This window comes from Caulobacter sp. P1_D6, assembly GCF_056406095.1.
In genome coordinates this window covers 86,725-100,075 of record NZ_JBFUAW010000004.1, presented here as the reverse complement: position 1 = coordinate 100,075, position 13,351 = coordinate 86,725, and the positions used below count along the sequence as shown (strand labels likewise).

The window sequence follows — 13,351 nt, the reverse complement described above, 5'->3', positions numbered from 1 at the left end:
TGCTTGCCGCGAACGTTGTTCGGTGAAGCTTCGGATATAGGTACGGTCTAGTCGAACACCACCGTCTTGGCGCCGGCGATCAGCACGCGGTGTTCGACGTGCCAGGTCACCGCGCGGGCCAGCACGGTGCATTCGACGTCGCGGCCCAGGGTCACCAGGTCTTCGGGGGTGTGGCTGTGGTCCACGCGGTGGACGCCCTGCTCGATGATCGGCCCTTCGTCGAGGTCGGTCGTGACGTAGTGGGCCGTGGCGCCGATGATCTTCACGCCGCGCTCGAAGGCCTGATGATAGGGCTTGGCGCCCTTGAAGCTGGGCAGGAACGAGTGGTGGATGTTGATGCACCGCCCCGACAGCCGCGCGCAGAGGGCCGGCGACAGGATCTGCATGTAGCGGGCGAGAACCACCAGATCGACGCCCAGGTCGTCGACCAGCTTGAGGAAGGCTTCCTCCTGCTCGGCCTTGTTGGCCTTGGTGGTGGGCAGGTGGAAATAGGGCAGGCCGCTCCATTCGGTGAACGAGCGCAGGTCCTCGTGGTTGGACACCACCCCGACGATCTCGACCGGCAGCAGGCCGGCGCGCCAGCGGTGCAGCAGGTCGAACAGGCAGTGGCCGAACCTGGAGACGGCGATCAGCACCTTGGGCTTGGCGCCCGCGTCGTGCAGGGCCCAGGTCATGCCGAAGCGCTTGGCGATCAGCTCGAAGCCCCGGCGCAGGTCGTCGATCCCCGGCATCTCGCCGTCCGGCCGGAACACCGTGCGCATGTAGAACTGGTCGGCCAGGCCGTCGTTGAAATGGCTGCTCTCGACGATCGAGGCGTCGTTGTCGGCCAGGAAGCCGGACACTGCGGCGACCACGCCCTTACGGTCGGGGCATTGCAGGATCAGGATGTAGCGGTCGGCGGCGGTCTTGGCGGTCATGGCAGGGGTCGTAGTCGATCGGCGGGGCCGGGCCAAACGCATAGTTCTCACAGGGCTCTCACAAAAGGCGAGCACCCAACGAAAAACGGGCCGCGATCGCCGACACGATCGCGGCCCGGGCTTCAAGCCGGCCGAAGGGGATAAGGCCCGGCTTGAGGATCTCTAGAACTTCACCGCCAGCGAGACGCTGTAGTTGCGGTCGGGCTGGGTGTAGGCGTCCTTGACCGGCGAGGCGTTGGCGATGCCGCGCCCGTCCGACCACCAGGCGTAGGTCTGGCCGGTGATATTGAAGACGCCGCCGCGCAGCGTGACGTTGTCGGTGATGTTCACATAGGCGGTCAGGTCGAACACCGTGAACGCCTTGGGCATCCAGCAGTATTGCGGACCGGTGGCGCCCGAACCGGCCTGGGTGATCGGGTTGACGAACTGGCTGCAGCTGGAGCCCGAACGACCGGGCGTCTGCCGGTTGGCGTGGACGCCGTTCAGCTCGCCGCCGAACCGGCCGCCCGGATCGCGATAGCCGAGGCCTACGACCAGCTTGGCCGGATCGATCGAGGCCAGCGGGGTCTTGCGGCCGTTGGTTTCCGATGCGCCGCGAGCATAGGAAGCCGCGCCTTGCAGGGTAAAGCCTTCGCCCAGCTCGACTGCCACCCGGGCCTCGGCGCCGCTGATCTCGGCCTCGGAGAGGTTGATGTACTGGTACACGGCCGGATCGGCGGCGGTGAACGAGCCACGCACCTGCACCTGCTCGATGAAGTCGTCGTACTTGCCGGTGAAGCCGGTGACGCTGGCGTTCCAGCGGGCGCGGTTCAGGCGGACGCCGACCTCGAAGGTCTCGCTCGTCTCGGGCTTCAGGTCGGGGTTGGAGACCGACATGTAGTTCGAGACGGGATTGGCGAAGCCGTTGTTGACCTGAGACGGCGAGGGGGCCTTGAAGCCGACGGCGGCGTTGGCGAAGATCGTCACCAGGTCGGTGGCCTTCCACACCACGCCCAGCTTTGGCGAGACGTGGGAGTCGCTTTGGCTGGCGGGAACATTGGCCGTGTAGAGCGCGTCGTTCTTGGGCTCCAGCTTGTAATGGTCGAAGCGCACGGCCGGATAGAAGGTCACCGGACCGACCGCGATCTCGTCCTGCACATAGGCGCCGGCCAGGGTGTAGTCGGTGGTCGGGAAGGCGCGGGTGGGGAAGGTCTCGCCGGCCGGCGGGACGGCGCCGTCGCGCACGCCCTCCTGGCGGGTGATCGAGGCGTCGCCGCCCCAGACGAGCTTGTGGGTCACGGCGCCCGTCGTCGCCTCGCTCTTCAACTCCAGCGCCGCGCCCCAGACTTCGTTGTCGAAGGTGGCGTCGCGGGTGCGATCGGCGGCGGTGCTGCGGTCCTCGGCCGAGAACTGCCGGGTGGTGCTGCTCTGGTAGTAGAGGGTGGTCGTGGCCGAGCGGATCGCGCCCTGGCCGCCGGTGAAGCGGTGGTCCAGGCTGACGCGGTCGCGCTCGACGCGGTCGAAGGCGGTCAGGCCCACCACGCCGGTCGCGGCCACCGGCGGCTTGGCGATGGCGCTCAGCACCGTCCAGTCGGTGTCGCTGTCCAGATGGTCATAGGTCAGGCGGAAGCGGTTCTGGTCGTTCAGGGTGTAGACGACCCGCGCCAGCACGGCGTTGGACTGGTTGTCCTCGGGGTTGGCGGTGGTGCGGTCGATATTAGCGGAGTCGTTGGTCCCCGCGGTCTTCTGGCCTTCGCCGTCGCGCCGAGTGTAGGCGATCAGGCCTTCCCAGCGCCCCTGTTGGCCGGCGGCGATCAGGCTTTCGGTCCAGCTCTCGTCGGCCGAGGCGTAGCCCACCCGGCCGCGCAGACTGAAGGTCTTGCCGTTCTTGAGCAGGTCGGACGGGTCCTTGGTGAAGAAGCTGACCGAGCCGCCCAGGCCGTCGCTGCCGTAGAGGGCCGAGGCCGGGCCGCGCACGATCTCGACCGACTTCAGCACATCCAGGTCCACATAGTCGCCACGGCCCATGTTCTGGGCGCCGAAGGCGTAGCCGTCGGGCACGCGCACGCCATCGACCAGGGTCAGCACGCGGTTGCCGTCCAGGCCCCGGATGTTGAATCCGGCGTTGCCGTCGCGGCCGGTCGAGGCGCCGGCGGCCGTGAAGCGGGCGGGCGCGCGGCGCACCGAGACGCCCGGCTCGAAGCGCACCAGGTCCTTGATGTCCTTGACCAGCCCGTCCTCGATCTCCCCGCTGGAGATGACGCTGGCGGTGACCGGGGCGTCCTGCAGCTTCTTCTCCGAGCGGGTGGCGGTGACCGTCACCTTGTCGAGCTCGACGGCGGCGTCAGCGCTGGGCGCCGCGTCGGCCGCGCCCGAAGCGGCGAAAGCCGCCTGGGCGCAGAGCAGGGCGGTGGCGGAAGCGGCCGCGAAGCAGGTGAGCTTGGCGAGCTTGGAGCGAGACATCGAAGACCCCCGGGTCTGGTTCTATAGATGCGAACCATTCGCATCTCGTTGGGGTCGAGCTACGGCCATCGAACGGCTCGGTCAAGCTAAATGAGATTGATTCTTAGAATCACTAGCAATAAGGCTTTCGGCGACGCTTCACTCACATCCGGAGATTCCGCCCATGCGCCGTTCGCTATCCTTCGCCGCCTTTGCGATCGGCGCGGCCCTCGCCGGGACCCTGGCCGGCGCGGCCCAGGCCCACTCGCCCTACCTGCTGCCCAGCACCTTCGATGTCACCGACCGCAAGCTGGTGACGGTGCAGGGCTCGTTCACCGAAAGCTTCTTCAGCCCCGAGGTGGTGATGAAGTCCGACGCCTGGGCGGTGGTCGGGCCGGACGGCGCGCGCACCCCGCTGACCGCAGTCAACCTGCGCGAACTGGCCTTGGTCGAAGTGACCACCGACAAGCCAGGCACCTATCGCGTCACCACCGGCCAGCGCACCGGCCGCACCGCCAAGGCTGTGCTGGTCAAGGGGGAGTGGGAGTTCCTGGAGGATCCCAGCAAGGCCCCGGCCGGAACCACCCCGGTCGACATGCAGAGCCTGACCCTGGCCGACGTCTACGTCACGCGCGGCGCGCCCAACGCCGCGGCCCTGGCGCCCATCGGCAAGGGCCTGGAGTTCGTGCCCGTCACCCATCCCAGCAGCATCTTCACCGGCCAGGACGCCAAGTTCGTGGTGCTGTTCGACGGCAAGCCCGTGAAGGGCCAGGCCATTACCCTGCACGCCGGCGACGACCGCTACGCCGACGCCAAGACCCCGACGGTCGACCTGGTCAGCGACGACCAGGGCCGGTTCACGGTCAAGGTCGCCCGCTCGGGCGTCTACCAGATCCAGGCCCGCCACCGCGTGGCCCCAACGGCCGCCGACCCGGTCGGCCACTCCTACACCTACGCCCTGACCTTCGAATCCCTGCGCTGAGAAAGACCAGCCCGATGAACACCAAGATCGCCCTCCTGGCCGCCGCCGCGCTCTGCGCCGTCGCCGCGCCCGCCTTCGCCGCCTCGCACGCCCGCGACACCTTCATCAAGGAGCAGGACGCCAACGGCGACGGCTCGGTCAGCAAGGAAGAGTTCAAGACCGGCCGCGAGAAGCAGTTCGCCGGCATCGACGCCGACAAGAACGGCGCCCTGTCGCACGACGAATATGTCGGCGAGTTCACCGCCCGCCTGACCAAGCGCCTGGCCGCCTCGACCGACACGGCCGAGAAGAAGGAAGAGGAGCGTGTGCGCCAGACCCGCCAGGCCGAGGTCCGCTTCGGCGTGCTCGACACCGACAAGAGCGGCGGCATCACCCCGGCCGAGTTCGAATATTCGGGCTGGCGGATGTTCGTCACCCACGACACCAACAAGGACGGCGCGGTCACGGCGGCCGATCCGGTGGCGGAAGAAAAGGACTAGATCCCCTAATTGCTGTCATCCCGGACAAGCGCGAAGCGCGCCGATCCGGGACCGACCCAAAGTGCTGAGCTCAGGCGTCGGTCCCGGGTCTGCGCTTCGCTCCGCCCGGGATGACAAGACATTAGCAACTAATGAGTTGCCTATCTGATCTACTGGAGTCATGAATAGGCAACCAGGAGGTTGCCATCATGACCGATCGTATCGAGAAGACCATCGACCTGAACGCGCCCGTCGAGCGCGTCTGGCGCGCCGTCAGCGACCACAAGGAATTCGGGACCTGGTTCAAGGTCGACCTGGAGGCCCCGTTCGTCGTCGGCCAGGAGGCGCGGGGCCGGATCACCCATCCGGGCTACGAGCACGTGACGTGGAAGGCCAAGGTGACGGCCATCGAGCCGCTTAAGCGCCTGGCCTTCACCTGGCATCCCTATGGCGTCGATCCCGACGTCGACTACGACAAGGAAGAGCCGACCCTGGTCGAGTTCCTGCTCGAGCCGAACGGCGCCGGCACGCGGCTGACGGTCATCGAGTCCGGCTTCGACAAGGTCCCCGCCCATCGCCGCGAGGAGGCCTTCCGGATGAACGACGGGGGGTGGACGCAGCAGGTCCAGAACATCAAGGCCCATGTTGAATCCTAGCGCCGCCGTCCTCGACCCGGCGCCGATCTTCGCGGCCCTGGGAGATCGCACGCGCCTGGCGCTGCTCAGCAAGCTGGGCGACGGCCAGGCGCGGTCGATCGCGGCCCTGTCGACCGACACCGCCCTGACCCGCCAGGCGATCACCAAGCATCTGCACGTGCTGCAGGACGCCGGCCTGGTGGCGTCCTTGCGGGTCGGTCGGGAGAGCCGTTTCGCCGCGCGGCGGGAAACGATCGACGAGGCCCGCGCCTATCTCGACGGCGTCTCGCGCCAGTGGGACGACACGCTGGGCCGGCTGAAGGCGTTCGTGGAGAGCGACACCCCTTAAGCTGTCATCCCGGACAAGCGCGGAGCGCGCCGATCCGGGACCGACGCGTGAACGCGGCGCTTCCGGCGGTCCCGGTCTTCGCTTCGCTACGCCCGGGATGACAGGATTAGGGTTCAGACCCCCGCCTTCACCGGCGGCTCCGCATACGAAGCCGACGCCGTGATCACCTCGTCGGGCACGGCCAACATCTGCAGATAGGCCTTCTTCGGATAGGCCATGTGCGGCTTGTCGTCGGCATAGGCCGGCTGAGGCACGGGGCTGGGGCCGTCATAGGGAGCGGGGGCCTTGAAGCGCTCGGCCTCGTCGGGCGAGATCCCGGCCTTGGCCAGCACGGCGGGGTCGACCCAGCGGGCGGCGTCGAGCGGCTCGCCGGGCGCGGCGACCTCCAGGGTCATCTGGTCGGGACCGGCGAAGTAGATCGAGCGGCACATGCCGTGGTCGATGGGGCCCAGCACGTTGATCCCGTGGCTGCGGATGCGGTCGCGCATCGCCAGCAGCTCTTCCTCGGTGTCGGCCCGGAAGGCCAGGTGCTGCAGCGTGCCCGGCGCGCTGGGCAGGGCCCCGTTGCCGGCGTGGGTGACGCCCAGCTGCACGGGGATCTTGTCGACGTCCGGCAGCTGCACGATCGAGAAGTAGCTGTGGTCGTTCATCCGCAGGAAGGCGTGCAGCCCGCCCGGCACGCCGTGCATGTCGAACAGCGCCACCAGCGGACAGCCCATCACTTCGCTGAAGAAGGCGATGTGCTTCTTGATGTCGCCGGCCATGAAGGCCAGGTGGTGGATGCCCGTCGGATGCTGCGCCATGGCGGCGGTCCTCGTGCGATGGGGGTTCGGGGCGCTTGACTTCCCCGGGGACAATTTCCTGTCCTTGAGCCTTCAGATAACGAGGTTACGTAAGGGGCGGCAAGTGAGCAGTGGTTCGATGCGCGTCGTTCGCGAGCCCTACGGCTACGCCTATGCCGAACGCTCCCGGCTGAAGGAGACCTATGGCGGTCCCGACGGCCAGGTGTTCGTCGAGTGCATGCGCATCCGGCCCGAAGCCGGCGACTCCGACACCGTGATCCTGTTCAGCCACCCGATCGGCGGCGGCTCGTTCCTGCCGCTGGTCACGGCCCTGGCGAGGGCCGGGCGGCATGTCGTCTATTGCAACACGCGGTATCGCGGCAACGACACGGCGCTGATCCTGGAGAAGTGCGTGCTGGACCTGGGGGCCTGCGTCGCCGACCTGAAGACCCGGTTCGGTTACAAGACAGTGATCCTGGGCGGCTGGTCGGGCGGCGGCTCGCTGTCGCTGTTCTATCAGGAGCAGGCCGAGCAGCCGACGATCACCCACACCCCGGCCGGCGATCCGGTCGATCTGGTCGGGGCGGGGCTGCAGCCGGCCGACGGGGTGATGCTGCTGGCCGCCCACATCAGCCGCTCGGTGACCCTGACCGAATGGCTGGACCCCTCGATCCTGGACGAGGACCGGCCCTTCGACCGCGACCCCGCCCTGGACATCTATGCCCCCAACTGCCCGCACCAGCCACCCTATGACGCGGCGTTCGTCACGGTGTTCCGCCACGCCCAACTGGCCCGCAACCGCCACATCACCGCCCGGGTCCGCGAAACGCTGACGGCGCTGAAGGCCCGCGACCCGGACATGGAGCGGCCGTTCGTGGTCTACGGCACCATGTGCGACGTGCGCTGGACCGACCCAACCCAGGACCCGTCGGACCGCCGGCCGCACGCCTGCTATCTGGGCGATCCGCGCATCGCCAACGACGGGCCGGTGGGCCTGGCGCGGTTCACGACCCTGCGCTCGTGGCTGTCGCAATGGAGCCATGACGAGAGCCGCGCCAACGGCGTGCTGAACGCCGCCAACATCAGCTGTCCGGCCCTGGTGATCAGCAACACCGCCGACCTGGCCTGCACCCCCAGCCACGCCCGTCGCCTGTTCGACGCCCTGGGCTGCGCCGACAAGCGCTATGTCGAGATCGAGGGAGCCGACCACTACTACATCGAGCGGCCGGACCTGCTGCCGCAAGCGGTGGCGGCGGTGCGGGGGTGGCTGGAGGAGCGGGGCTTCTAGTCGTGCACCGCCAGCACGCGGACGCCGCGCGCCCGGCCCTCGGGGTCGGTCCAGTGGAAGGCTTCGCCGGCGGTCAGGCCGATCAGGGCCGCGCCCACGGGGCTGAGCACGGAGATGCGGTTGTCGTCGATGCTGGCGTCGCGGGGCAGGCTGATGTGGACGATGCGGGTTTGGTCGTTGGACAGGTCCTGGAACGCGACCCGCGAGCCGATGCGCACGAACGGGCGGGGCGCCTCGTCGGGCTCGACGATCACGGCGCGGGCCATCTCGTCGGCCAGCACGCGGCCGCCCGGCGCGCGGCCGGCGGCGGCGTCGGCCAGGTTGGAGAGGATCTCGAAGTCGGCCTCGGTCACATAGACCGCGGGCAGGGCTTGGGATTGGGTTTGGGTGGAAAACATAGTCGTAGTGTCTTTCTGGATTTGTCTTGAGCCCTGGCCGGCGCTTTCTGAGCGCGGGACCGTGTGAGGGCTCGGCAAACGCAGCGCATGCGGCGCAAGCGTTTCATGAAGACCGTAAGCTTCGGGAACGAAGCCGCGGCCCTGCTCAGGATCATGCGTGGCCTTAAGGCGACGCTGGCCGTCTCTTACGGCCGATCTGAAAAGGGCATGGCGGGGATTTTCCGTCTGGCTCCAAGCCCTCGGCGCTGAGCGCGAGCTTTGGAGACTGGAAGCCTGTGATCAGGCGTCCGGCGCGATCTTGTCGCGCTCGGTGACTGTTAAGTGGGGACGCGGCGCCCCGATGTCAAATTCAAGGAAGAGCGGTGGCGGTGAGAGAGACCGACACATCCCCCTTGCTGAATAAGGGGAAATGCGCCGGAAAATATTTGGAGCCTAAGTTTCAGCCTAAGCCGCGCGCCTCGGGAGGGCGGGAAGGTTGGCGATCAGGCGCTTGAGATCGTCCGCGTCGATGAGYGTCCGGCGGCCGGATTTCTTCATGGTGATCTCCCCCGCCTGGTGCTTGCGGTAAAGCGTGTCGTCGGACAGCCCGGTCGCTTCGACCGCCTCGGCGATGGTGTAGGCCAGCTTCTCAGGCATGGTCGCTCTCCTGCCCCTCAACACAGCCTGCGTCACGACGGCACGAACGTGACGGCCACGGACATTGCCGCCTTGGGCTACACCAATCCCGCGTCGTCTTTCACCGGCATGCCTGACTTCGTGACGAACATCACGGGCGTGCAGGTCAGCATCGCCATGACCCTGGCCCCATCGACCGCAGGCACCGAAGTGGCCTGGCAATACCGCGTCATTGGTGGTGTCGGGCGCGCCGAACTTGGAGGAACCGCAGCGTGACCTTTTCAAGCATCGAGACCCCCTACGCGAACTACGCTCCGAATTTCGATCTGCGCGCCGTGGTGGATGGCGATCAGGTCTTGCTTGGCGTGGTTCGCTGCAGAGACCTCAAGGACGACCAGACGCTGGCGAGCCCTTGGCTGGCGTTCCAGGGCGTTCCAAACACCGGCCGCGGAGACGCGGGCCTAGGCGAGTTTCCAACCATGGATGCCGCCGCAGCAGCCGTTGCCGAGGCCGCCGCTTAGGAAGGCCTTGGCCGAAGCTCGCGCCGTGCGCTAGAGGTGCTACCACCTTGGAGCGCCACACGGATGAAGCGACTATTTACAAGGCGCTGGCTGGCTGCTGCGGCCGTAACGGCGGTCCTGTCGGCGCCAGCCCCTTCGGTCGCCCAGGCGGCCGCCAAGCGCGACGTCGTCCTGCTGATCGACAATCACATCGTCTATCCGAACAAGCCCTTTGAGTTCGACGAGTCCGTTTTGCGGGCGAGCATCCGGGGCACCCTAGAGAGGGTTCGGCCCGAGCGGGTTGTCGTATTTGCCGTGGGGCATGACGGCCACGCGCAGTACCCCAGTAAGTTCTTCCCCCAACAGCGGCCCAGCAAGGCCTATCCCCTACTCAAGGCTCCCGGTCAGGATCTCCTCAAGATCTGGCGCGAAGAGACCGAGCGCGCCGACACCAAGATGATCGTCTACGTCAGCACGTTGCGAAACGACGCGCTGGCCGAGTTGCATCCTGAATACCTGCGGATTTTCGGCAACGGCGTTCGGGCCACGGTGATCGATCACAACTCCGCCTTTGCCGACGAGGTCTTGCTGCCCGGGCTGCAGGAGATCATCGATCGCTATCATCCGGACGGCTTTTTCCTCGACGCCGACTACTGGACCCTGCACGAAAGCTGGAACCCGGCCACAACCAAGGCCTTCGCGGCGAAGACGGGCTTGCCGGTCCCGACAGACTACCCCCAGGCCAGCTATCCGGCCTTTGTCCAGTTCACCTACGACTCCTACCGTGACAGCTACGTGGCCAAGCTGGAGGCCTTCTTCGCGCGGCAGAGGAAGCCGCTGAACTGGTCGATCAACGCCGCCTTCACGGTGCGTGACCCCAGCCCCGAGCCCAAGGGCTACGGCACTGTCGCCGTGGATCTGCCGTTCTTCGCCCTGGGGGAAGCCTACATCGAGTCTCTGTTCAGCCAGCGGCTCAAGGGAGGAGCAGAGATTGTCTATCCACTCTTTGCTCAGTCCGAGGGCGCCACGGCTTTCCAGTACAAGGGCAAGGCTCAGCTAAAGCAGGAACTAGCCGTCGCTGTCGCCAATCGGTCGTTGATGAGCTTCTACCTTCCGCTTGGCCTGGACGGGACGATCGCGCCAGACCGCATCCAGCCGGCGATCGACGTCTACGACGAGTTCCAACAACACCTCGGCTTCAGCACCAAGGATGGCCAGAAGCTCCTGGCGAAGTTGGCCGTGGTCGATACGAATGGCGATGCGGTGGCGACGCGGCGCTTCGGCGACCTGCGCGCGGTGTCTCTGGGGCTGTTTGGGGCCGGGATCGCCCACGCTCTGACGACGGAGACGTTAGTCAGCCAGGGCAGCTATTCGCACGTCGTGTTTCCGCGCATGGAACGGGTCGAGCGTCCTCAGCTCGTCGGCGACCTGGCGGCTGCTGGCGCGAAGGTGCTGTGGAGCGTGAATGAGTCCCGCGCCGACGACAAGACCAAGCGCGTGTTGTCGGCCCTCCGCCAAGACCCCCGGTTCCAAGAGGCAAGCAATCCGCTTTGCCCGAAGCCGGCAGGGTGCGAGGTCATCCGCGCGAAGTCGGGCGGTGAAATCTGGATCGTGGATCGGGTCGATGACCGCGTCATGGCCAGCTTCACGAGCGACCTGCGCAATCCCGTCACCTTTCCCGGCAAGCCCGATTACGTCTATGCGCTACCCTACGGGGACGAGCATAAGTTGACGGTCTATCTGTCGTCAGTCGCTTGGGGGGGATCCACGCTTGGCCGGCACACGCTTTTCGACAAGCTGGACGTCACGCCGCCGGTGACGGTTCGGTTCGACCGAAGCTGGTCTTGTGTCCAGAAGACACTCACTGGAGAGACAAAGTTTCCCGCCGGCCGTGAAATCGTCGCCCAGCCGTTTGAAACCCTCTCCAAGATCGAGTGCACGCAATGAGGATCGCTCTGTGCGCTCTGGCGGCCCTGTTCATTGGCGCCCCAGCTTCGGCCGATACCATTGCTCGTCAGCTTCCCCTGGATCTTGAGGTTCAGGCCGGCCAAACGCAGTTCGTCCACTTCCGCATCAATGCCAGGCCGTCCTTCACCTTCGTTCGCGGGAACGAGGCGTATTCGGATTTCTCCACCCAGGTCGTGCTCGTCCGCGACGTGAAGACCGGAGACGTCGTCTCGACCGTGCGGCAGAGCGACATGCGCTTTGTTGACGCCTTCATCTACCTGCCGGCCAAGTACATCGGGGCCGATAACCGCGCCCATCTGATGCTTGAGCCCTCGTCGCCCTGGATCCTCACCGACGATGTCACCAAGCCGGTCGACGTGCTGACCGCTGAGCCCGCCGGCGGAACAGGACGCTTTCAGTCCTACGAAATCATGTTCGGCAAGCCGGACGATCAGCCGTTTCTTGGCGAGAACCTGTCCTACGCCGAGGGCGCTTACAAGACGGCCGGCTGGGTGTGGAACAAGTTTTTCCGCTACGGAAACGACCCGGTCACACTGAACCTTCCGCTGGAGCCTGGTGCGAGCGGCTACCTGACGCTCGACGCCTACCTTTCAGCCAATGCCCTCATCTCGCTTAACGGCAAGGAGACGGCGATTTTCGAGCGCAGCCTGGGCGATCGCTTTTTCCAGGACTTCTACCGAACCCGTTTCACGGCCGGCAGCGGACCCCACGAAATGCGCGTGGCCAATGTCGCGCCCTTCCGCGCCACGCCCACCAATCTCCGTCAGATGGCTTTCGCCTTCAACGCGGTTGAGGTCGCGGTTCCACGCTCCGCCGACAGCCCGCGTCTGGACTTCACGGACCTTCTGAACACCCGGCTGGATTATCGCCGCCGCGCCGGAGCTTCCGAGTCTCTCCTGAGCCCTAGGAACGCCGTCGCTGAACTGCTCAAGCACCAGGGCGGCTCCTGGCTTCCCTCGCGCGCCCCTGTAGCCCTACCGCCAGGCTCCAAACGCAAAGTGGATGCCGTCGTTTTGCTCGACCCCGCTCTGGGCGACATCGTCAACACGGCCTACGCGACTGGCGATGTGTGGATCAACGCCGCCGTTGGCGCCGCCATGATGCTGGAGCAGGACGGATACTCGGTCGCTTACGCCACGCCGGACCAATTGGCGGGCCTGAAGCCGGCCGTGGTCTACATTCCAAGCCAGCCCTTTTACCGCGGCATCTTCACTCCGGCTGTGAGCGCCGCGCTGACTACCTCTAGCGCCAAGGTGATCATCGAACCTTCGTTCTCCGGCGAGTTCATTAACAATCCGGTGATGCAGAACCTCACGGGCCTGCAGTTCCTGGAGTCAGCCTATTTCATCCCGCGCGATGAAGTGGACTTCGGCGACAAGACCACGACCGACACTTTCCACTCGACGCCGGTTCTCGACTACAAGCCCATCGATCCCGCTCTGAAGGTGGATGCATCGCTGCGCGGACTTGGCCGAGCCATAGCGTTTCATCGGGTCGTGGGCAAAGCTCAGGTTGAGACCCTGGCGTATCCAGCTGGATACTATTTCTTCAACTACGGCCTGCGGCCGCATCATCTGATCGTCAGCCGGTTACTGGCCTCGACGCCGCCCCTGGTCAAGGCAACGTCCGACTCCCAGGTGCGAGCCTACGTCATCCAACAAGACAAGTGCTCAGCTCAGGTCATGGTCGAGAACAACAATTTCGGCGTCTACAACTACTATGGCTTCGCGTCGGTCACAGCGCCCGAAGCGGCCCGTGAGCCCCCGCCCGCGAGCCGCGTCGCCCTCGACGGCGCAATGTTCACCGGTCGGAAGTGGTCGGTCAGGGGACCGGTGAAGTCAGAACCCGCTGCGTCTGGCGTCGCGGTTCTGAACCTGACCAAGGACACGGTTGTCTCTCTGGTAGATCAGGGGTGCGGGTAGGGACCTTCTCTCATCTCCTCCGGTCCCTCGCCAACCCATCCTGGCCAGGCATCAGTCAGCGCCGCTCCATTGTCGCCTTTAGGGGGGCGTGAGGGCGTGTTGTAGCCGTGGCCATA

At 66.2% G+C, this 13,351-nt stretch carries 14 protein-coding genes; 9 read left to right on the top strand and 5 right to left on the bottom strand.

What is annotated here, in order from left to right:
* Nucleotides 1-47 precede the first annotated feature (47 nt).
* Together purU and AC1DYP_RS02580 are read right to left on the bottom strand one after the other, a co-directional pair.
* Nucleotides 48-917, bottom strand: a complete 870-nt coding sequence (gene purU / locus AC1DYP_RS02585) for a formyltetrahydrofolate deformylase (RefSeq protein ID WP_477044997.1) — start codon at nucleotides 915-917, stop codon at nucleotides 48-50.
* A 162-nt stretch (nucleotides 918-1,079) separates the two neighbouring features.
* A complete protein-coding gene (locus tag AC1DYP_RS02580; protein WP_477044996.1) occupies nucleotides 1,080-3,359 on the bottom strand; it encodes a TonB-dependent hemoglobin/transferrin/lactoferrin family receptor in 2,280 nt (759 codons plus the stop codon).
* Nucleotides 3,360-3,522: 163 nt separating this feature from the next.
* Here AC1DYP_RS02580 and AC1DYP_RS02575 point away from each other — a divergent pair, with 163 nt between their 5' ends.
* The 4 genes from AC1DYP_RS02575 to AC1DYP_RS02560 all read left to right on the top strand — a co-directional run bounded on the left by AC1DYP_RS02575 (nucleotide 3,523) and on the right by AC1DYP_RS02560 (nucleotide 5,762).
* Nucleotides 3,523-4,320: a DUF4198 domain-containing protein gene (locus tag AC1DYP_RS02575; RefSeq protein WP_477044995.1), complete on the top strand. Its 798-nt coding sequence runs from the start codon at nucleotides 3,523-3,525 to the stop codon at nucleotides 4,318-4,320.
* Nucleotides 4,321-4,334: 14 nt separating this feature from the next.
* A complete protein-coding gene (locus AC1DYP_RS02570) occupies nucleotides 4,335-4,799 on the top strand; it encodes an EF-hand domain-containing protein (RefSeq protein WP_477044994.1) in 465 nt (154 codons plus the stop codon).
* 188 nt (nucleotides 4,800-4,987) lie between these two features.
* Nucleotides 4,988-5,434, top strand: coding sequence for an SRPBCC family protein (locus tag AC1DYP_RS02565; protein ID WP_477044993.1), 447 nt, complete (start codon nucleotides 4,988-4,990; stop codon nucleotides 5,432-5,434).
* Nucleotides 5,421-5,762 (top strand): ArsR/SmtB family transcription factor, encoded by a 342-nt coding sequence (locus AC1DYP_RS02560; RefSeq protein ID WP_477044992.1) that lies wholly within the window; start codon nucleotides 5,421-5,423, stop codon nucleotides 5,760-5,762. The genes AC1DYP_RS02565 and AC1DYP_RS02560 overlap by 14 nt, the downstream gene beginning before the upstream one ends.
* A 113-nt stretch (nucleotides 5,763-5,875) precedes the next feature.
* Here AC1DYP_RS02560 and AC1DYP_RS02555 read toward each other — a convergent pair whose 3' ends face one another.
* Complete coding sequence (locus AC1DYP_RS02555; protein ID WP_477044991.1) at nucleotides 5,876-6,565, bottom strand: VOC family protein; 690 nt, start codon at nucleotides 6,563-6,565, stop codon at nucleotides 5,876-5,878.
* Between the two features lie 118 nt (nucleotides 6,566-6,683).
* Between AC1DYP_RS02555 and AC1DYP_RS02550 the strand changes: the two genes are divergently transcribed.
* The gene (locus tag AC1DYP_RS02550; RefSeq protein WP_477044990.1) at nucleotides 6,684-7,832 is read left to right on the top strand and encodes an alpha/beta hydrolase family protein; all 1,149 of its coding nucleotides are present in this window, start codon (nucleotides 6,684-6,686) and stop codon (nucleotides 7,830-7,832) included.
* Here AC1DYP_RS02550 and AC1DYP_RS02545 read toward each other — a convergent pair.
* Nucleotides 7,829-8,230 (bottom strand): GreA/GreB family elongation factor, encoded by a 402-nt coding sequence (locus AC1DYP_RS02545; protein ID WP_477044989.1) that lies wholly within the window; start codon nucleotides 8,228-8,230, stop codon nucleotides 7,829-7,831. The genes AC1DYP_RS02550 and AC1DYP_RS02545 overlap by 4 nt on opposite strands.
* Before the next feature lie 444 nt (nucleotides 8,231-8,674).
* On the bottom strand, nucleotides 8,675-8,866 hold the full coding sequence (locus tag AC1DYP_RS02540; RefSeq protein ID WP_477044988.1) for a helix-turn-helix domain-containing protein: 192 nt from the start codon (nucleotides 8,864-8,866) through the stop codon (nucleotides 8,675-8,677).
* A gap of 48 nt (nucleotides 8,867-8,914) precedes the next feature.
* Here AC1DYP_RS02540 and AC1DYP_RS02535 point away from each other — a divergent pair, with 48 nt between their 5' ends.
* From AC1DYP_RS02535 to AC1DYP_RS02520, 4 genes are all read left to right on the top strand, one after another.
* Entirely contained in the window at nucleotides 8,915-9,121 is a 207-nt protein-coding gene (locus AC1DYP_RS02535; RefSeq protein ID WP_477044987.1) for a hypothetical protein, read from the top strand.
* Nucleotides 9,118-9,366, top strand: a complete 249-nt coding sequence (locus tag AC1DYP_RS02530) for a hypothetical protein (RefSeq protein WP_477044986.1) — start codon at nucleotides 9,118-9,120, stop codon at nucleotides 9,364-9,366. Before AC1DYP_RS02535 ends, AC1DYP_RS02530 begins: the two co-directional genes overlap by 4 nt.
* A 63-nt stretch (nucleotides 9,367-9,429) precedes the next feature.
* Complete coding sequence (locus tag AC1DYP_RS02525; protein WP_477044985.1) at nucleotides 9,430-11,292, top strand: alpha-L-fucosidase; 1,863 nt, start codon at nucleotides 9,430-9,432, stop codon at nucleotides 11,290-11,292.
* Nucleotides 11,289-13,235, top strand: a complete 1,947-nt coding sequence (locus tag AC1DYP_RS02520; protein WP_477044984.1) for a hypothetical protein — start codon at nucleotides 11,289-11,291, stop codon at nucleotides 13,233-13,235. Before AC1DYP_RS02525 ends, AC1DYP_RS02520 begins: the two co-directional genes overlap by 4 nt.
* Nucleotides 13,236-13,351: the final 116 nt, after the last annotated feature.

Coding starts and splice junctions, on each gene's coding strand:
- AC1DYP_RS02570 (WP_477044994.1), top strand. CDS start 4,335: ATGAACACCAAGATCGCCCTCCTGGCCGCCGCCGCGCTCTGCGCCGTC.
- AC1DYP_RS02575 (WP_477044995.1), top strand. CDS start 3,523: ATGCGCCGTTCGCTATCCTTCGCCGCCTTTGCGATCGGCGCGGCCCTC.
- AC1DYP_RS02550 (WP_477044990.1), top strand. CDS start 6,684: ATGCGCGTCGTTCGCGAGCCCTACGGCTACGCCTATGCCGAACGCTCC.
- AC1DYP_RS02520 (WP_477044984.1), top strand. CDS start 11,289: ATGAGGATCGCTCTGTGCGCTCTGGCGGCCCTGTTCATTGGCGCCCCA.
- AC1DYP_RS02565 (WP_477044993.1), top strand. CDS start 4,988: ATGACCGATCGTATCGAGAAGACCATCGACCTGAACGCGCCCGTCGAG.
- AC1DYP_RS02560 (WP_477044992.1), top strand. CDS start 5,421: ATGTTGAATCCTAGCGCCGCCGTCCTCGACCCGGCGCCGATCTTCGCG.
- AC1DYP_RS02580 (WP_477044996.1), bottom strand. CDS start 3,359: ATGTCTCGCTCCAAGCTCGCCAAGCTCACCTGCTTCGCGGCCGCTTCC.
- AC1DYP_RS02555 (WP_477044991.1), bottom strand. CDS start 6,565: ATGGCGCAGCATCCGACGGGCATCCACCACCTGGCCTTCATGGCCGGC.
- purU (WP_477044997.1), bottom strand. CDS start 917: ATGACCGCCAAGACCGCCGCCGACCGCTACATCCTGATCCTGCAATGC.
- AC1DYP_RS02545 (WP_477044989.1), bottom strand. CDS start 8,230: ATGTTTTCCACCCAAACCCAATCCCAAGCCCTGCCCGCGGTCTATGTG.
- AC1DYP_RS02525 (WP_477044985.1), top strand. CDS start 9,430: ATGAAGCGACTATTTACAAGGCGCTGGCTGGCTGCTGCGGCCGTAACG.